The organism is Streptomyces amakusaensis (assembly GCF_039532665.1).
Classification (GTDB): domain Bacteria; phylum Actinomycetota; class Actinomycetes; order Streptomycetales; family Streptomycetaceae; genus Streptomyces; species Streptomyces amakusaensis.
Genome location: NZ_BAAASB010000018.1, coordinates 1 through 18637, shown reverse-complemented (window position 1 = coordinate 18637; position 18637 = coordinate 1). Strand labels below are relative to the sequence as shown.

Annotated in this window: 13 protein-coding genes and 2 pseudogenes; 10 read left to right on the top strand and 5 right to left on the bottom strand. The window is 71.8% G+C overall.

All coding sequences use genetic code 11. The features are described 5' to 3' along the window. Nucleotides 1–63 precede the first annotated feature (63 nt). From ABD371_RS27470 to ABD371_RS27460, 3 genes are all read left to right on the top strand, one after another. Entirely contained in the window at nt 64–927 is an 864-nt protein-coding gene (locus ABD371_RS27470; protein WP_344482449.1) for an alpha/beta fold hydrolase, read from the top strand. Next, entirely contained in the window at nt 927–2390 is a 1464-nt protein-coding gene (locus ABD371_RS27465) for an aldehyde dehydrogenase (protein ID WP_344482446.1), read from the top strand. The genes ABD371_RS27470 and ABD371_RS27465 overlap by 1 nt, the downstream gene beginning before the upstream one ends. 93 nt (nt 2391–2483) lie before the next feature. Further along, nucleotides 2484–3428: an aldo/keto reductase gene (locus tag ABD371_RS27460; protein WP_344482443.1), complete on the top strand. Its 945-nt coding sequence runs from the start codon at nt 2484–2486 to the stop codon at nt 3426–3428. Between the two features lie 117 nt (nt 3429–3545). On the opposite strand, the gene ABD371_RS27455 is transcribed toward ABD371_RS27460, so the two are convergent. From ABD371_RS27455 to ABD371_RS27440, 4 genes and pseudogenes are all read right to left on the bottom strand, one after another. Continuing rightward, complete coding sequence (locus ABD371_RS27455) at nt 3546–4415, bottom strand: geranyl diphosphate 2-C-methyltransferase (RefSeq protein WP_344482440.1); 870 nt, start codon at nt 4413–4415, stop codon at nt 3546–3548. Between the two features lie 15 nt (nt 4416–4430). Then, a pseudogene (locus ABD371_RS27450) lies at nt 4431–5492 on the bottom strand (family 2 encapsulin nanocompartment cargo protein terpene cyclase); the annotation flags it as partial. 43 nt (nt 5493–5535) lie between these two features. Continuing rightward, nucleotides 5536–6948, bottom strand: coding sequence for a family 2B encapsulin nanocompartment shell protein (locus ABD371_RS27445; RefSeq protein WP_344482437.1), 1413 nt, complete (start codon nt 6946–6948; stop codon nt 5536–5538). 335 nt (nt 6949–7283) lie between these two features. Beyond that, nucleotides 7284–7874, bottom strand: coding sequence for a TetR/AcrR family transcriptional regulator (locus tag ABD371_RS27440; protein ID WP_344482434.1), 591 nt, complete (start codon nt 7872–7874; stop codon nt 7284–7286). A 292-nt stretch (nt 7875–8166) separates the two neighbouring features. Between ABD371_RS27440 and ABD371_RS27435 the strand changes: the two genes are divergently transcribed. Continuing rightward, complete coding sequence (locus ABD371_RS27435; protein ID WP_344482431.1) at nt 8167–9345, top strand: agmatine deiminase family protein; 1179 nt, start codon at nt 8167–8169, stop codon at nt 9343–9345. A gap of 62 nt (nt 9346–9407) precedes the next feature. Then, nucleotides 9408–9869 (top strand): GNAT family N-acetyltransferase, encoded by a 462-nt coding sequence (locus ABD371_RS27430; RefSeq protein WP_344482428.1) that lies wholly within the window; start codon nt 9408–9410, stop codon nt 9867–9869. Between the two features lie 187 nt (nt 9870–10056). Here ABD371_RS27430 and ABD371_RS27425 read toward each other — a convergent pair whose 3' ends face one another. After that, nucleotides 10057–10566, bottom strand: coding sequence for an HAD domain-containing protein (locus ABD371_RS27425; protein ID WP_344482425.1), 510 nt, complete (start codon nt 10564–10566; stop codon nt 10057–10059). Nucleotides 10567–10950: 384 nt separating this feature from the next. Between ABD371_RS27425 and ABD371_RS27420 the strand changes: the two are divergent. The 5 genes and pseudogenes from ABD371_RS27420 to ABD371_RS27400 all read left to right on the top strand — a co-directional run. Continuing rightward, nucleotides 10951–11334, top strand: a pseudogene (locus ABD371_RS27420) (hypothetical protein); the annotation flags it as partial. A 49-nt stretch (nt 11335–11383) separates the two neighbouring features. Beyond that, nucleotides 11384–13267 (top strand): serine hydrolase domain-containing protein, encoded by a 1884-nt coding sequence (locus ABD371_RS27415; RefSeq protein ID WP_344482422.1) that lies wholly within the window; start codon nt 11384–11386, stop codon nt 13265–13267. A gap of 101 nt (nt 13268–13368) precedes the next feature. Beyond that, nucleotides 13369–13803 carry a spore germination protein GerW family protein gene (locus ABD371_RS27410; protein WP_344482419.1) on the top strand — a complete coding sequence of 145 codons (435 nt, stop codon included), beginning with the start codon at nt 13369–13371 and terminating at the stop codon, nt 13801–13803. Between the two features lie 643 nt (nt 13804–14446). Next, nucleotides 14447–17905, top strand: coding sequence for a DNA polymerase III subunit alpha (locus tag ABD371_RS27405; protein ID WP_344482416.1), 3459 nt, complete (start codon nt 14447–14449; stop codon nt 17903–17905). After that, nucleotides 17902–18637: DNA polymerase Y family protein (locus tag ABD371_RS27400; RefSeq protein ID WP_344482413.1), on the top strand; the 736-nt coding region annotated here is incomplete at its 3' end. The genes ABD371_RS27405 and ABD371_RS27400, both read left to right, overlap by 4 nt.

Sequence of the window (18637 nt, the reverse complement as noted above, 5' to 3'; positions counted from 1 at the left end):
CCGTGCTGAGAACCTCCCCGGGCAGCGCCCCGGGCTTCCCGACGCCCCGGCCGGGCGGCTGATGTGCGCGATCCACTTCTCCTGCGTACCGACGGAGTCGACCTCGCGTACGAGGCGCGGGGGCACGGCGCACCTCTCCTGCTGATCCACGGCAGCGGCGCGCAGGCCGCCACCTGGGACGGGGTCGTGGACGGCCTGGTGGCCGCCGGACACCGGGTGATCGTCTACGACCGGCGTGGTTACGGCGCGTCCGCGCATCCGCCGGTCCGCGACCACCGGCGTCATGTGGCCGACGCGGCGGCCCTGCTGAAGCGGGTGGCCAAAGGACCGGCGACGGTCGTCGGCTGGAGCGCGGGCGGCAACATCGCCCTCGGGCTGACCGCCGGCCACCCCGAACTGGTCCGCCGGCTGATCGTGGTGGAGCCTCCGTTCCACGGCACCCGGCTGGCGACGCCCCCGATGCTCCGCGCGCTCGCCCGCGTCACCCTGGCACGGCTGCGCGGACGCCGCGAGGAGGCGGCCGGAGCCTTCTTCCGCTGGGCCGCCGGGCCCTCCTTCGACACGGCTCCGCGCCGGGAGCGGGAGCGGCTGCTGTCCCATGCCCGCAATGTCCTGGCGGAGCTCGATCCGCATCCGTACGGAGTGATGTTCGAGCATCTGCCGCTGAGCCGGATCCGGGACATCCGCGTCCCCGTCACCTTTCTGCTCGGCGCGGAGAGCAATCCCTTCTTCCACAAGGTGCACCGGCGGCTGGTGCGCGCGGTGCCCACGATCCGCTCCGAGGTGATTCCCGGGGCGAGTCATCTGGTGCACATCGACGCACCGGACGCGTTCGTCGCCGCCGTCCGCGGAGCGACGGCGGCCGACCCGGTCCCCGGCCCGGGCACCGACCCCCACCCCGCACAGAACGATCAGGGAGCCGTCTGATGGAACTCCGCCAGGAGACCCGTACCGCCTATGACACCTTCTACATCGGCGGAGCATGGGTCGCTCCCAGCACCGACCGGGTGATCGTCCCGATCGACCCCAGCACGGAACAGCCGCTCGGCGGGGTCCCGGAGGGTGCCGAGGCCGATATCGACAGAGCGGTACTGGCCGCTCGACGGGCCTTCGAGGACCCCGCCGGATGGTCGGGCTGGGACCCCGCCCGGCGTGCCGAGGTGATGGAGCGGTTCGCCGTGGAGATCGACGCCCGGGCCGATGGATTCGTGGAACGGGTGAGTTCCCAGAACGGTATGCCGGTGGCGGTCGCCGCACAGCTGGAGACCGGTTATCCGAGCGCCGTGCTGCGCTACTACGCGGGGCTCGCCCGTACCTCGGCCTTCGAGGAGGTACGCCCCGGGCTGCTCGGCGGCTCGGTCGAGGTCCGCAGACTGCCGGTCGGGGTGGTGGCGGCCATCGTGCCGTGGAACTTCCCCCAGGCCCTCTCCATGTTCAAGATCGCGCCTGCGATGGCGGCCGGCTGCGCCCTGGTCGTGAAGCCCTCGCCGGAGACCGTTCTGGACTCCTATCTGCTCGCCGAGGCGGCGGAGGCGGCGGGCGTACCCGCCGGAGTGATCAACATCGTCCCGGCCGGCCGCGAGGTGGGCGCGTACCTCGTCTCCCACCCCGGGGTCGACAAGGTCGCCTTCACCGGCTCCACCCCCGCCGGCCGGTCCATCGCCGAGGCCTGCGGACGGCTGCTGCGCCCGGTGACGCTCGAACTCGGCGGCAAGTCGGCCGCGATCGTGCTGGACGACATCGAGCTGGATCTGGCCTCCATCGGCGAGGGCCTGTTCAGCAGCACCCTCCTCAACAACGGCCAGACGTGCTTCCTCGGCACCCGGGTACTGGCTCCCCGCCATCGCTACGCCGAGGTCGTCGACGCCTTCACCGCACTCGCCGAGTCGCTGCCCGTGGGGCCCGCCCTCGACCCCGCCACCCGGATCGGCCCGCTGGCCACCGCACGGCAGCGCGACCGCGTCGAGTCCTACATCGCCCAGGGAATCGCCTCGGACGCCAGACTCACCACCGGCGGACGCCGCCCGAAGCACCAGGACCGCGGCTGGTTCGTCGAGCCGACCGTCTTCGCCGACGTCGACAACGGCTCCGCCGTCGCCCAGGAGGAGATCTTCGGCCCGGTGCTGGCGCTGATCCCCTACGACGGCGTCGACGAAGCGGTCCGCATCGCCAACGACTCCGCATTCGGCCTCGGCGGCACCGTATGGACCTCCGACCCCGAGCGCGGCGCGGCGGTGGCACGCCGCATAGCCACCGGATCCATCGGCGTGAACCGCTACGTCCCGGACCCGGCGGCCCCCTTCGGCGGCATCAAGTCGAGCGGCCTCGGCCGGGAGCTGGGACCGGAGGGGCTGATGGCGTACCAGCAGCCGCAGACCGTCTACCGCTGACCGGCCGGGGCGGGGGGCGGGCGGGGCGTTGCGGCCTTGTGTCGTCACCGCGTTTCCCAAGAGCGGGTGCGCGGAACGGTGTTGAATAACCGCATGACATCGCTGCGCTCCCTCGCCTCCTCCGGTCTCGAAGTCTCCCCGCTCGCCCTCGGGGGCAATGTCTTCGGCTGGACCACCGACCGGTCCGACACCTTCGCCGTCCTCGACGCCTACACCGCCGGGGGCGGCAACTTCATCGACACGGCCGACTCCTACTCCGTCTGGGCGGAGGGCAATCGGGGCGGCGAGTCGGAGACCCTGATCGGCGAGTGGCTCACCGCGCGCGGCAACCGCTCCGAGATCGTCGTCGCCACCAAGGTCGGCGCCCACCCCGAGTACAAGGGGCTGTCCGCGGCCACCGTCAAGGCGGCGGCCGAGGCCTCCCTGAAGCGGCTGAACACCGACTGCATCGACCTGTACTACACCCACTTCGACGACCCGTCCGTCCCCGTCGAGGAGATCGTCACCGCCCTCGACGAACTGGTGCGCGCGGGCAAGGTCCGGGCCGTCGGCGCGTCCAACCTCACCCCCGAGCGCCTCCAGGAGTCCATCGACTTCTCCGAACGTGAGGGACTGGCCCGCTACTCCGTCCTCCAGCCCCACTACAACCTGGTCTCCCGGGACACCTACGAGGGCGCCCTCCAGGACACCGCCGCCCGCGCCGGCATCGCCGCCGTCCCCTACTTCGGGCTCGCCTCGGGGTTCCTCACCGGCAAGTACCGGCCCGGGACCACCGTCGACAGCGGCCGCTCCGGCACGGCCGCGGCTCATCTGGAGACCGAGCGCGGCCGACGGGTTCTCGCCGCCCTCGACACGGTGGCCGCGGACCTGAACGCCGAGATCGCGACGGTCGCCCTGGGCTGGCTCGCCTCCCGCCCCACGGTCACCGCCCCGCTCGCCAGCGCCCGCACCCCCGAACAGCTCCCCGCGCTCCTCGCCATCGCCGACCTGGAGCTGACCGAGGCCCACCTCGACCTGCTCACCGAGGCCTCCGGCTGAGCAGCGAGGATCGTGCGCGTTCCGCCGCGACCGTGAACCGTGGCGTGACGGTCGATTGCCCGGTGCCCCCCCGCACGGGGTCACCGGGCAATCGCCGCAGAGCCGTACGCGGCTCGGTCAGATGCGGTCGGCCGCGATCAGCAGGTACTGGAAGGAGCCGTCCTTGTAGGAGTTGAGGAAGGCTTCCTCGATCCCCGTGACCAGGGACGAGGTGGCCCGCAGCTCCCAGTAGGGCAGGGTCGCCGCGGTGAGGTCGATGACGGCCTGCGGGACGAGACGGTTGTCCGACATGGCCCGCAGATACTCACGGCGGGAGTGGATGTTGCACTCGAAGTGCGCGTTGATCTGCGAGACCCACTTCGAGGGCTGGCCGTAGACAGGGTTCCAGCAGCCCGTGATCGTGACGTACCGGCCGCCGGGGGCGAGGATGCGGGAGTGCTCGGCGAAGAGGTCGTGCAGATCGACGTACATGCTCGACTCGTTGTTCCAGGAGGCCGCCGCCCGCCCGGTCGTGAAGGGCATGTCGAGCATGTTGCGGACATGTGCCTGGACGGACTTCTCGATGCCGAGTTCACGGGCCCGGCGGTTGGCGAATTCGGCCTGCTTGACCGAGAGGGTGACGCCCTCGACATCGCTGCCGAAGCGCTGATGAGCCATCACCATGGAGCCGCCGCGGCCACAGCCCGCGTCGACGAGCAGGTCCTCGGAGTGTCTGGGGCCGAGGTGGTCGAGAAGGAGTTCGGCCTGCGCGGACTCCAGCCGGTGCAATTCGGCGACCAGCCTCTTCTCCCGGTCGGCGGCGTCGGGGGCGCCCAGGGCGGCGTGGTCGACGTCGCCGATGCCGTAGTGGTGGTGGTAGAGGCCGTCGACATCGCCGAGACGCAGATTGACGGGCCTGGCCTCATGGTCCCAGTAGCGGGCTATGTCGCCCTGGTAGGGCGTGGCGGGGGCTGGGACGGGGACGGTGGTGATGTCTTGCACGGACACGGGTGATTCCTTCCCCTACCAGAAGTCTGGCAGGCTGTAGCGGTAGGTGTTGTTCTGGTGCCAGTGGTGATTGCCGTCGACCCAGACGGCCACCCCGCGCAGAAAGCGCGCCACGGCCGGGTGGGGAGAGGCCGCGACCAGGGCGGCGGCCTCGGCCTCGAAGGAGTGCATGAGGTCGTTGTGGATCTCGACCGCCTTGAGATACGCCTCGCGTTCGGTGCGGTCCTCCCGTTCGGCGATCACCACGGGCAGGTTGAGATGCCGGTCGGGACCGGCGAGCTCCTTCGTGTACGAGTACAGGTCGTTGACGATGGTGGTGGCGTTGGAGGCGAGCGCGATGACCCGCTGCATGGCCGGCTGGGCATGGAGGTCGGCGGGGAGTTCGTACCCTCCGACGGTGTCGGTGATCGTGGGGCAGGGGCGGAAATTGTTGTGCTGACGCATCGCCAGGTACTCCCACACCTCGGGGGTGTGCTCCGTCTGGTCCCAGGCCGCCTCGGCGAGATATCCCAGATGCAGCCGGGCGATGTCGTGCCGGAACCGGTCCCGCTGGGAGGCCGTGGCCGCCTGGAGGAAGTGGTCCATGGCCGAGCTGTAGGCCCGCCGGGGAGCGTCCGACTGGAGCGACTCGGTCCACGGCCGCGCGTACTCCCGTACGGTGTGCAGCGGGTCGATGGCCGTGTGGGCCAGCAGCAGCCGCCCGCCGAGGCCGATGGGCGAGCCGCCGTGGTCCTCGCAGTAGTAGTCGTCGACCGCGTTCTCGGCGACCATCAGCCGGGCGGCGATCATGACATGGTCGACGGTGGGGGCGTCGGGGTGGCAGATGGTCATGTAGCGGCCCACACCGAACCCGTCGAACTGCTCCTCCCACTCGGGGGGATACAGCTGGATCTCGTCGATCGCCCAGGCCTTCGCCCTGCGACCGACCTCGGCCGCCCGCTCGGGGTCGGGCTCCGCCACCGGGTGGTGGTAGAGGCCCGGGACCGGGCTGCCGGTCCGCGGCGGCTCCTCGCGTCGGGCCAGGTGCAGGCTTGCCGTGCCCAGGCCGCTCGGGCCGCGCAGAATCCGTTGGATGGCTTCGGTACTCATGACCGCACCACTGCTCCTTGGGTGAGTCCGGTCAGCCGCTGGTACGGGCGATCTGCACGTTCTCCAGCACGCCGAGCGCGTCGGGGACCAGCACGGCCGCGGAGTAGTACGTGGTGACCAGGTAGGAGATGATCGCCGTCTCGTCGATGCCCATGAAGCGCACCGACACGCCCGGCTCGTACTCGTCCGGAAGGCCGGTCTGGTTGAGGCCGATCACTCCCTGGTTGTCCTCACCGGTCCGCATCACCAGGATGGAGCTGGTGTTCTCCTTGGTGATCGGGATCTTGTTGCATGGCAGGATCGGGACACCGCGCCAGGCGGGTACCTGCTGCCCGCCGACGTCGACGTGGTCCGGGTAGAGACCGCGGGAGTTGAACTCGCGGCCGATCGCCGCGATGGTCCTGGGGTGGGCGAAGAAGAACTTGGAGCCCCGGCGGCGGGTGAGCAGCTCGTCGAGGTCGTCCGGGGTGGGCGGGCCCGAGTGGGTCTGGATCCGCTGGTTGAAGGCGGCGTTGTGCAGCAGGCCGAACTCGCGGTTGTTGACCAGCTCGTACTCCTGGCGCTCGCGCAGCGCCTCGATGGTGAGCCGCAGCTGCTGCTCGGTCTGGTTCATCGGCTTGTTGTAGAGGTCGGCGACGCGGGTGTGGACCCGCAGCACCGTCTGCGCGAGGGAGAGTTCGTACTCCCTGGGCTTCAGCTCGTAGTCGACGAAGGCGCCGGGCAGCTCGGCCTCGCCGGTGTGGCCCGCCGACAGGGCGATCTCGGCCTCGCCCAGCCGGTTCTGACGCTGCGCCGGGAGCGCGCCGAACTCCCGTACATGCGCCTGGAGGCCGGGCGCACCGGCCGCCACGGCGGCGAAGTCGGCCCGCGAGAGGGTGAGCAGGGTGCCGGCGGTCTGTGCGACGGCCGTGTAGTCCCAGGTCGCGTCGGGGTCCAGCAGCGCGCTCTGGCCGAACCGGTCGCCGTCGGCGAGTACGGCGGTCACGGTCTCGTTGTCGTACTGGCCGGCGGAGATCTGGCTGATCCGGCCGTGTGCGATCAGATGGATCCGGTCGGCGGGGGTGCCGCGCTCCACCAGCGTCTCGCCCGCGCGGAAGTCGTGCTGGACGCACCGGCCGGCGAGGGCCGTCAGCACCTCGGGATCGTCGAAGCCGCGCAGCAGCGACAGTTCACCGAGTTCCCCGGGGATCACCCGGACCTCGGCGCCCTCCTGGACGAACTCGATCCGGCCGTCGCCGACCGTGAAGCTCAGCCGGCGGTTGACCCGGTAGGTGCCGCCGGACACCTCCACCCACGGCAGCATTCTGAGCAGCCACCGGGAGGTGATCTCCTGCATCTGAGGGGCGGACTTGGTCGTGGTGGCGAGGTTGCGGGCGGCAGCTGTGCTGAGGCTGCTCCGCGAGTGCTGCGGCTCCGGGCTGGTGTGGCCGGTGTCCACGGTCATGGGCAGAGCTCTCCTTCAAAAGGGCGGCATTCGGCGCGGGCGCGCGTCGGACCGGGGTGAGGAAAGGGGGGAGGAGGAGGCACCTGGGAGATCCCTTGGGTCCCCTGCGGGTACCGGAGAACCGTAGGCTCTGGCACACCCGTTCAGCCATGGGAACGCATCGATCATCCCCCGATGCGGTGAACTTGATCCACTTCTCGGGATTTACCTGTTGACCTGGTGGTATAGGGCTCTCAGCCGCTCTTGCGGATGCTTCGGCCCACCGCCGTCGGCGCGGCAGGGGCCACGGCGACGGCGGGGCCGGACGTGCCCGCCGATCCGGTCCGGTCGGCCGGTCAGTTCTTCCGAGGTGCGGCGAGCCCGGCGAGTTCGGCGTCGACGGCGCCGCGCATCAGCTCCCGCGCGTGAGAGATCTCCACGGCTCCGCTGAGCCAGCGCATGCTGAGCCCCTCCAGCAGGGCGGTGAGGCGTTCGGCGGCGGCCGCGAGCGAGGGGGCCGGTGCCGTCGGCCGGACCTGGCCCAGCAGGGCGGCGACCTCCTGCACCCACACCAGGGTGGACCTGGCGAGATCTTCGCGCAGCACTTCGTCGAAGACGGCGCTCGCGCGCAGCTCGCCCCAGGCCGAGCTGTTCTCCCGCACTTCCGTGGTGTCCTGGAGTTCCAGCAGGAGGGACTCCTCCAGCTCCTCCCGGGGAGTGAGCGGCGGGGCGTCCGGGTCGCGGTCGGCGGTGTAGCGCTCGGCCCGGTCGCTGATGAACTCGAGGGTCTGGCGCAGGACGCCGGTGCGGTCCTTGAAGTGGTAGTAGATCAGGGCGGTGGAGACGCCGGCCTCCGCGGCGAGTTCCTCCACGCGCAGCCCTCGGACCCCGCGCCGGGCGATCACCCGGGCGGCCGCTTCGAGGATCTGAGTGCTGCGAGACGCCATGACCGGCACCTTACCGGGGCGTATCGGAGCAGACGCATGCGGCCCGTCACCGGGCGTACGGGCCGTCGGCAGGCCTCCTCGCGGTTTGACTGAATTTTCAGTCAGTGTCAGAGTGGCGACACATGGCCGCGCCGCTCCGCCCTCCGTACCGCCCATTCGCGGGGGTGAGCGCGCACCCTTGTCCCAGGCGCTCGGGCCGCCGGCTCCCGCCGGGCTCCCGCGCCCGTTCCGGGCGGATGCGCTCGTTTTGGGCGGATGCGCTCGTTCCGCCAGTTCCACGATCGGAGTCCCCGTGTCGAATCCCCCTCCCACCCGCCGGACCACCCTCCGCGCGCTCGCCGGGCTCGCCGGGCTCGGCGCGGCGGTCTTCGGTGCCGCGGGCTGCGGCTCGTCCTCGTCCGGCGCCGCCGCGCGGTCCAGTACCGCCGTCGGCTCCCCCCGGCAGGCCTCGGCGGGCCCGGCCCGCCGTCTCGGGGCCGAGTGGGAGAGCCACACCCGTACCTTCATGTCCTGGCCGGCCCTGTCCTCGGTCTGGGAGGAGGACCTGCCCTATGTGCGCGAGGACATCGCGCGGGTGGCGCGGGCCGTCGGCGAGTACGAGGCGGTCGTCATGATGGCCCGGCCCTCCCAGGTGAGCGCGGCCCAGCGGGCCTGCGGCTCCCAGGTCGAGGTCGTCCCGCTGGCCGTCGACGACCTCTGGGCGCGCGACACCGTCCCGGTGTTCGTCGAGGAGGCCGGCGAGGTGATCGGCGTCGACTTCAATTTCAACGGCTGGGGCGACAAGCAGGAGCACAAGAACGACGCCCTGGTCGGCCGGAAGGTGCTGGAGCAGTACCGGATCCCCCGGGAGAAGGCCCCGCTGGTGTCCGAGGGCGGCTCCTTCGAACCGGACGGGGAGGGCACCCTGCTGATCACCGAGAGCTCGATCGTCAACGTCAACCGCAACCCGGGGAAGAGCCGGGACACCATCGAGGCGGAGCTGAAGCGGACCCTGGGCGTCGAGAAGGTGATCTGGCTGGCGGGCGTGCGCGGGGAGGACATCACCGACGCCCATGTGGACAGCCTGGTGCGCTTCACCGAGCCCGGCGTGGTCCTGCTGGACCGCGCGTACCCCGGCACCCCGCCGGACTCCTGGTCGCGCTCCGCCGACCAGGCGAAGTCCGTCCTGTCGAAGGCGACCGACGCCCGGGGCCGGCGCTTCGAGGTCATCGACCTCCCGCAGCCCGACCTGCGGAGAATCACCGGCGAGGGGGACGACTTCCTGGCGACCTACGCCAACTTCTACATCGCCAACGACGCCGTCTTCATGCCCCGGTTCGGCGACCGCAAGGCCGACAAGCGCGCCCGCTCCATCCTCCAGGAGCACTTCCCGGACCGGGACATCGTGTGGGTCGAGATCGACACGATCGCCTCGGGCGGCGGCGGCATCCACTGCGCGACCCACGACCAGCCCGGCAAGCCCGCCGCCTGAGCCCGCCCGTCCCGCACACCGGTTCACCCATCCGAAACATACATTCGACAGAATCCCGCGACATGAGGATGGAACAGGTCGAATGGGCCCACCCGGACGCCGTCGCGCTGCGCGCCAGCCAGCGGGCCGAGATCGCGGAGAGATACGGCACCACGGACAGCGAGCCCGGGGTGGCTCCTTCGGCGGCCGACATGGTCGCGTTCTTCGTGGCGTACGAGGACGACGGCACCGCCGTGGGGTGCGGAGGGCTTCGCCATCTGGGTGACGGGATCGGCGAGGTCAAGCGCATGTACGTCGTCCCGGCCCGGCGCGGCTCGGGCGTCGCCCTGCGGATTCTGCGCGGACTGGAGAGCTGGGCCGCCGAGCGGGGGTGGGTCGGGCTTCGGCTGGAGACCGGCGATGCCCAGCCCGATGCCGTCCGCTTCTACACACGTTCCGGTTATGAGCGGATCCCCAACTTCGGCGCCTACGCCGGCGTGGAGAGCTCCTGGTGCTTCGAGCGTCCGCTTCAGGCTCGGACCTGACCGGAGTTCCGCCGGTCCGGCGGTACGGAGGGTGTCGAGCCGGTGATCGCGGTGAGGGCGCGGTGAAGCAGACCCCGGCGGGCCGGCCGGCGCACCAGCGGTCGAGATCCGCGTCGAGCACGACGGTTCGGAGTCCGCCGCCGGCATGCCGAGCCCTCCCGCTCCTGCCGGGCCGTGCTGATGCCGCTCAGCGCCGCAGCAGGCCCGGGCGCGGCGGCTTGGCCAGAAGCCGGTCGACATGGTGGCGTTCCAGCCCCTGGCGTCCGTCGACGCGCAGCAGCAGCCGGTCACGGCGGACAAGAGAGTTGCGGACGAGCCGGAACGGCATGACGTCGTCGAGCCAGGCGAACGGCCGTCCGTCGGCGTGACGCAGCAGCGGAGCCCACTTCGCGCCGGAGAACAGCTCCATCAGCGGCACCCGGGGATCCCCGGGCTGCGGCCTGTACCCGGCGAAACGGACCACCGGCAGCGGCGGAAGCCCGAGCGCCGGAGCGATGTGGGTGTTGGCGTCCTCTTCCCAGGTCGTGGCCCAGCAGAGCTCGTACACCTGCGCCAGCTCATGCAGCCAGTCACCGTGCCGGGGGGACAGCAGGACACGGAACCCGAGCAGGGTGTGGGCGTCGAAGTCCGCCCGGGGGTGCGGGTCGGCCGGGTTGAGGACTCCGTCCACATCGAGAAAGAGCAACGGCTTCGACACAGGACTCCCACTTGGACAGATGATCCGATTCCGACCACCCGAACGACCGGCCGTACCGGTCCGTTCCCTCGAAGCTCACCCGGCCGGACCGGTCGGCTGTCCGATTTCCGCAGGCCGGCCCGGTCGCCACTGTGCCAGGTACGCGGCCCAGTCCCCACCCAGGAAGTCCGGGTCCACAGGCTTCAGCCGTATCTGCCGGGGTCGGTCCGTCCACCAGACCTCGAACGGGGTGACAGTGCCCTCCACCGGCCAGGACTCCACCACCGGGGAAGGAGCATCGCGTCGACGAAGCCGTGCACCGCAAGCCCGACGTCCACGAACACGCCGATCCTCCCCGGGCTGGGAACGAGCACGACGGTGCCCCGAAGCACCTGCCCGACCAGGGTGGCGTTCGACGCTCTGGTGCATCACGCGGTCGACCTCTCCGGGGTCCATGGCCGACGCCCGCGTGTCATGTACGTCGGTACCGCCATCGACTCGTTCGGACCGGAGCTGCGCCCCGTCACGAACGGGCTCGGGTTTCTGCCGTACGGCAACGGTGTGCACTACGACTCGGACCGGGGCCGGCGTCCGCTGATTCACCGGCTGGTGGCGGAAGGCACTCTGCCGACGGCTCACTGCACGGATGACGGAGTCGGTCTGGTCTACCGGGGAACGGAGCTGGTGGAGGCGGTGGCGGAAGTGCCGGGCCGAGCGGCCTATTCGGTGAGACGCGACGGGGACGGGACCGTGGAGGAGCGCATCGAGCCTCGCAGGCTGCCCGCCCCCGGGCTTTGGCCCTCGCCCGGGGAAGGGGCGCACGGGTTCATCCGAATGTGTGTCAGGGGTGACCCGGCCGGCCGCGCAGTACGCGCCCGCGCTGCCCGAGCCTGGCGGGCCCGGGTCAATCCGGCCTACAAGCTCCCGCGCGATCTGGCGGGCGCGCGTGCCTTCACCGCCCGGGTGCCGCTCTTCATGCCGCTGCGGGGCGAGCCGGCTCCGGCTCCGGCTCTGGCGAACCTGGACGAGCGGGACGAGCTGGACGCCATCGTTTCGAGCAGCGGGTCCCCGATCCCGTTCACTGTCTGGAGTTCCGCCGCACCGGCGCCGGTACGGACGGCCGCCGGCCCGGCTGGAGAGCGCCTTCGCCGACACGGTGGGGCTGCGCAACGGCATCTACTCGTACCGCAAGGAGATCGACGAGGAGCGCGGGGTCGGCAACGCGGTGCTCGCCCTCCGGCGTTTCCTCGGCGGGAGTCTTCAGCAGGCGGTCGATGTGGCGTACGCGCTCTTCGAACAGCGGGTGGAGGAGTTCACGCGCATCGCGGAACAGGGGCCGGAGCCGGAGCCGGACGGCGAGCACGCCGGCTGTGTCAGGGCCCTGTGCGACGGGATGGCCGGCGACAACGAGTGGTACCGGCACACGGACCGCTACGGGCCGGGTTCCGCCTCGGTCGGTCGAGTGAACCGGGACGCGGCCGGGGGGCCGTCCCGGCGTATCGGCGGGCAGTCGTCGGGCGCTCACGGTACAGCTGGCGGCATGTCGATTCTTCCCGCCGTCGCGACCGTCGCGCTGCTGGTCTCCGGACTGCCGGCCGGGGCCGCCGCCCCGCCGCTGCCGCCGCCGTCGGTGAGGGGCGAACTGGACGGGACGCTCCGGGCCGTCCACGAGGCGGGTGCGTTCGGTGTCTACTCCGCCGTCCGCGACCGCGCGGCTCTCTGGAAGGGCGCGGCCGGTGTCGCCGACGTCCGGACCGGCCGGCCGGTCCACCCCGGTATGCACCATCGCGTCGGCAGCGTCACCAAGACCTTCACCGCCGTCGCCGTCCTCCAGCTCGTCGGCGACGGCCGTATCGGCCTCGACGCGGCCGTCGCGGACTTCCTCCCCGGCCTGGTGGCCGACGGCCTCGATCCGGCGGTCACCGTCCGCATGCTGCTCAATCACACCAGCGGCATCGCGGACTACTACCGGATCGTGTTCCCCGGCGACTCCCCGACCGCTCTCGACGAGAACCGGTTCCGCGAGTTCCGCCCCGGGGAACTGGCCGGACGGGGTCTGGCGGCCCCCGCGACCGGGGCCCCCGGCGAGCGCTACCGCTATTCGAACACCAACTACATCCTCGCCGGTCTGCTGCTGGAGCGGGTGACGGGGAACGACGCGGAGCGGCACATCACCGACCGTGTCATCCGCCGCGCCGGTCTGGAGAACACCTACTTCCCCCGCACCCCGTTCGTCGAGGGGCCGCACTCCCGGATGTACGACTCGCTGTTCGGCCTGATCGACCCGCCCCGCGACTACTCCGTCTACGACATGTCCTGGGCCTGGACCGCCGGTGCGCTGATCTCCACGACGGACGACCTGACGCGCTTTCACGCCGCCCTCTTCGGCGGCGAGCTGCTGGCCCCCGCCGAACTCGGCGAGATGCTGACGGCCGTCCCCATCGGGGATGTGCCGCCGCATCTGCCGAGCAGCGGCCTCGGCGTCCAGACCAGAAGACTCAGCTGCGGCGCTTTCTGGGGGCACGACGGCGGGACCACCGGTGCGTACACCCTGGCGTACGCCAGTGCCGACGGCGAACGCCAGGCGTCCGTCGGCATCAACCGGCTGGGCTACCAGACCCTCGACGAGGAGGGGTGGATTAAGCCCCACCCCATCGACACCGCGCTCCTCCGCCATCTGGACCACGCCCTGTGCGGCGGCGGCGACGGACCGAAGGGCTGACCCTCGATCGCCGTCGGCCGTTGCCCGCGCCGCCGGAGGTCGGCAGGATGGCGGGCACGGCCGTGTCACCCGCCTGACACCCGACCTCAGGAGGAACCCCGATGACCGCCCCGGACGACACCGACACGCCCCGACCCGACCTGCCGGCGAAAACGACGGCCGGCCACGCCTCCGCCGGCCAACTGGAGCGGCTGGCCGACGAGATCAGCGGCCGGGCCTCGGTCACCATCGTCTACGGCGAGCCCGTCACCACCGGGGGCGTCACCGTCATCCCCGTCGCCGAGATCGGCTACGGCTTCGGTTACGGCGGCGGTTCCGGGCACACCGCCGGAGCGGCCAAAACCGGTGAGGGCGGCGGCGGGGGCGGCGGAGTCAGGGCCCGGCCCTGCGGATTCATCGAGATCAAGAACGGCACCGCCACCTACCGTCCGATCCGGAGCCCCTGGCTGAAGGTCGTCGTACCGGTCGCCGCCCTCCTGGCCGGTGCCGCCGTACCGGGGCTCGTGCGCCGTCTCACCGGCCGCCGCCCGGGGTGAGCGGGCCGAAGCGGCCGGGCGCAGGAGCGGTCTGCCCGGCGGCACCGGACAGCTCGCGGAAGGCGCGCCGCTGAAGAGCGCGCTGGTCCCCGACGGTCCGGAGGGCCGGCTCGCGCTCGCCCTCTGCCACCACGACGGGCGGATCCGCGAGGCGGCGGTGCGCGGGGCGAGGGGGGGACCCCGGTCTGCGGGACCAGGGCGGCTTCGGCGTCGGTCCGCTCGGGGAGGTCCCGCGCCGGGTGCGGCGTACGAGGAGGTGCTCGTACGACTCTTGCGTCGGAGAACGGTGGCCCCTAAAGCGGCACGGGCGGCCGGACTGAAACCAGGACCCTCCAGCCGCCCGTGGCCGGCACCACCTCAGCGCCACACTACGAAACACGGACCGACTGGTCCTTCTCACCTGCCCAGCGGGTCCGGCTCCGGGCGGATCCCTTCCTCGGCCGGCGCCTTCAGACAGTCCCGCAGTCCGGCGAGGACCGTCTCCTCCTGGTCCTGCCGACCCTGGGCGTTGTCGAGGGTGATGCCTTGCCCTTGACCGCGTGGACCAGCCTGCGATCTCTCGGCGGCAGCCGCTCCGCCACTGCGTCGCGCGGATCCACGGTCGACGTGTTCGATTTTTGTTCGATACAGTGAAAATCTGGCCATGGTGGCTGGAAAGGGGTGGGTGAGGGATGGAGGTGGGCTGGTGGCCGGTGGCGTGCACCTGCATATCGCGTCCGGGTTCTCGGCTCGCTATGGCACCTCACATCCCTCTGACCTGGTCAAGCGAGCCGCCGAGCGGGGCATCGGCACGCTGGCGCTCACCGACCGGGACACCGTGGCCGGTACGGTCCGTTTCGCCCGGGCCGCCATGGCGGCAGGGGTACGGCCGCTTCTCGGGGCGGACGTCGCCGTCGCCCCGGTCGTTTCCGCCGTACCGGACCCGGCCCGCGCGAGAACCCCGGTACGTGGCGGTTCCCACGTCGTCGAGCCCGGGCTGCGGATCACGTTGCTCGCCGAGGACACGGACGGATGGGCGCGGCTGTGCCGTCTGGTGTCCGCCGCGCACACGGACGCCGGGGGCGGGCCGCCGGTCGTCTCCTGGCCGGTGCTGCGCCGGTACACGGGCCGGGGGCTGGTGGTCCTGCTCGGGCCGGTGTCGGAGCCGGTCCGGGCGCTGTCCGCGGGCCGTCCCGATGTCGCGGAGCGGCTTCTCGCCCCGTGGCGCGAGCTCGTCGGCGACCGTCTGCGGCTGGAGGTCCTCTGGTACGGACTCGCGGGGACCGGGCCGGGATCTCTGCGCCTGGCCGCCCGCACCATCGGCCTGGCCGACCGGCTCGGCATTCCCGCGGTGCTCACCAATGCCGTCCGCTACGCCGATCCCGGACAGCACCGGCTCGCCGACGTCCTGGACGCGGCACGGCTGCTGCGTCCGGTCGACCGCCGGAGCCTGGACTGCGGCGAACGCTGGCTGAAGGGCCCGGCCGCGATGGCCGCCGCCGCCGAGCGGATCGCCGAAGCCGCCGGCGCGGGCCCCGGCCGCGCGGGCGCGCTCCTCGCCGAGACGGCACGGACGGGGCAGCTGTGCACGGTCGATCCGGTGGCCGTCCTCGGGCTCGGCACGCCTCACTTTCCGGAGCCCGCCGTGGTCGGCGCGGAGTCCGGCCGGGGCGGGGCCATGACGATGCTGCGGCAGCGGTGCGCGGCCGGCATGGCCGCGCGAAGCCTGGACGGCGACCGGCAGGCCGCCGAACGGCTCGAGTACGAGCTCGGTGTCATCGGCCGTCTCGGCCACGCACCCTATTTCCTGGCCGTCGCCCAGGTCGTCACCGACATCCGCGCGATGGGCATCCGGGTCACGGCTCGTGGTTCGGGTGCCGGGAGCATGGTCAACCACGTCCTCTTCGTCGCCGCCGCGAACCCGCTCCAGCATGGCCTGCTGTTCGAGCGGTTTCTCTCGGAGCGGCGGCGCTCGCTGCCGGACATCGACCTCGATGTCGAGTCCGCCCGGCGACTGGAGGTCTACGACCGGATCATCGAACGGTTCGGACCGGAGAGGGTCGCGGTCACCGGCATGCCCGAGACATACCGGGCGCGCCATTCCCTGAGGGACACCGGCCTCGCCCTCGGCATCGCCCCGGCCGAGATCGACCGGATCGCGAAGTCGTTTCCGCACATCCGGGCGCGGGACATCCGCGGCGCGCTCGCCGAACTCCCGGAGCTGCACCCGCTCGCGGCGGAGGCGGCCCGGTTCGGGCCGTTGTGGGAGCTCGCCGAGGGTCTCGACGGTCTGCCGCGCGGCTACGCCATGCATCCGTGCGGGGTGATCCTCTCCGACGCGACGCTGCTGGACCGGATCCCCGTGCAGCCGACGCCCGGCGGTTATCCGATGGTCCAGGCCGACAAACACGACGTCGAAGACCTGGGGCTGGTCAAGCTCGACATCCTCGGGGTGAGGATGCAGTCGGCGATGGCCCACGCCGTCGCCGAGATCCGCCGTACCACCGGCCGCCTCATCGATCTCGACAACCCCGATCACGTCCCCCTCGACGACCCTGACGCCTTCGCCCTGATCAGGAAGAGCGACACGGTGGGAATGTTCCAGCTGGAGTCCCCCGGCCAGCAGGATCTCGTCGGCCGGCTCCAGCCGCGCACGGTCCAGGACGTCATCGCCGACATCAGCCTGTTCCGGCCCGGGCCGGTCGCCGGAGGCATGCCCGCGCGGTTCATCGCCGCCCGCCACGGCACCGAACCCGCCCGCTACGCCCATCCCGATCTGGAGCCGGTGCTGGCCGACACCTACGGGGTGACAATCTGGCACGAGCAGATCATCGACATCTTCGCGATCCTGACCGGCTGCGACCGCGCCTTCGCGGAGGTGGCCCGCCGGGCGCTGGCCGACCCGGACCGGCTGCCGGGGATCGAGACATGGTTCCGGCAGCGGGCCGGTGCCCGCGGCTACGCCCGGCCTGTCCTCGACGAGGTCTGGGAGACCGTCCGCGAGTTCGGGGCGTACGGCTTCTGCCGCGCCCACGCAACAGCTTTTGCCGTTCCTGCCCTGCAATCAGCCTTTTTGAAAGCTCACTTCCCGGCCGCCCTGTACGCGGGGCTGCTGGAGCACGACCCGGGAATGTGGCCGCGCCGGGTCATCGTCGCCGACGCCCGACGCCACGGTGTGCCCGTGCTGAACATCGACGTCAACCGATCGCAGCCGATGTACACCGTCGAGGAGGCACAGTTTCGCGGCTGCTCCGCCTGGGGCGTACGGATCTCCCTCGCCGCGGTGAAGGGAATCTCCACGGACGAGGTCGCCCGGATCGCCACCGGCCAGCCCTACGCCTCCCTCCAGGACCTGTGGCAACGCGCCCGCCCGGCCCTGCCGACCGCCGAGCACCTCATCGAGACCGGCGCCCTCGACACCCTCCGCGGGGAATCGAACCGCCGCGATCTGCTCCTTCAGGCCGCCGAGCTCCACCGCCACACCCGCGCCCGGCCCACGGACGGCCAACTCCCCCTCGACGCCGGCCCGATGGCCACCGGACCGTCCGGTCTGCCGGAGATGACCAGCCGCGAACGCCTCGCAGCCGAGCTGGACGTTCTCAAGATCGACGTCACCGCCCATCTGATGGACCATCATCACCGGCTGCTCCGTGAACTCGGCGCGATCGACGCCGCCCACCTGCGTGCCCTGCGTCCCGGGCAGCCGGTGCTCGTCGCCGGCATCCGGGCCTCCACCCAGACACCCCCGACCGCCTCCGGCCGCAGGATCATCTTCGTCACGCTGGACGACGGCACCGGCCTGATCGACCTCGCCTTCTTCGACAGCAGCCACGCATCAATCGCCCACACCGTCTTCCACTCCGGGCTCCTGCTGGTCCGCGGCACCGTCGAGGCACGCGGCCCCCGCCGTACGGTCGTCGGTCACGCGGTCTGGGACCTGGAGGAACTCGCCGCGACCCGCCGCGACCACGGCCCCCAGGCAGCGCTCGCCATGCTCGGCCGCACCCGTCCCGCCCCGACCCCCGCACACCCCGCGCCCAGCACCCCCGCCAAAGCACCAGGCGATACCCGCACCCCGGACCTGAAAGCCCTCGGCCACACCAGCCCGGGGAGCGCCGGATGACCACGAGGCCCCGAACCCGGGTGATTCTGCACTGCCACTTCCACCTCCCCAGCGGATCCGACCCCGGCCTGTACCAGCGACTTCTCGACCTCTGCGCAGACATCACCCCCCGCGTCCAGGCCATCCCGCCCGACGCCGCGCACCTCGACCTCACCGGCGCCGGCCGCTACTGGAACCGCGACACGGCAGGTCTCGCCGCCATCCTGCAACTCCGCGCCGCCGCCCTCCACGGCGTGTCCACCACCTGCGGTGCCGGACCCAACCGCATGATCGCGAGCATGGCCGCCGCCGTCACCCCGCCCGGCACCCTGACCGTCGTCGAACCCCACACCGTCACCGCCTGGCTCCGGCCCCGCCCCACCGCCGCCCTCCACGGAGTCGGACCGAAAACCGCCCGCGCCCTCACCCGCCACGGCCTCCACACCATCGGCGACCTCGCCGACACTCCCCTGCCCACCCTCACCCGCCTCCTCGGCACCACAACCGGCCGCGCCCTCCACACCCGCGCCCACGGCCAGGACCCACGCCCCGTACAGAGCGAACCGACCGCCCAGTCCCTCAGCGCCGAACACCGCTTCGACCGCGACACCCTCACCCCCGGCGAACACCGCCGCGCCCTCCTCGAACTCGCCGCAGACCTCGGCGGCCGGCTGCGCGACGCCGGCCAGGCCGCCGACGGCCTCACCCTCACCGTCCGCTACGCCGACCGGACCACCACCACCAGGACCCGCA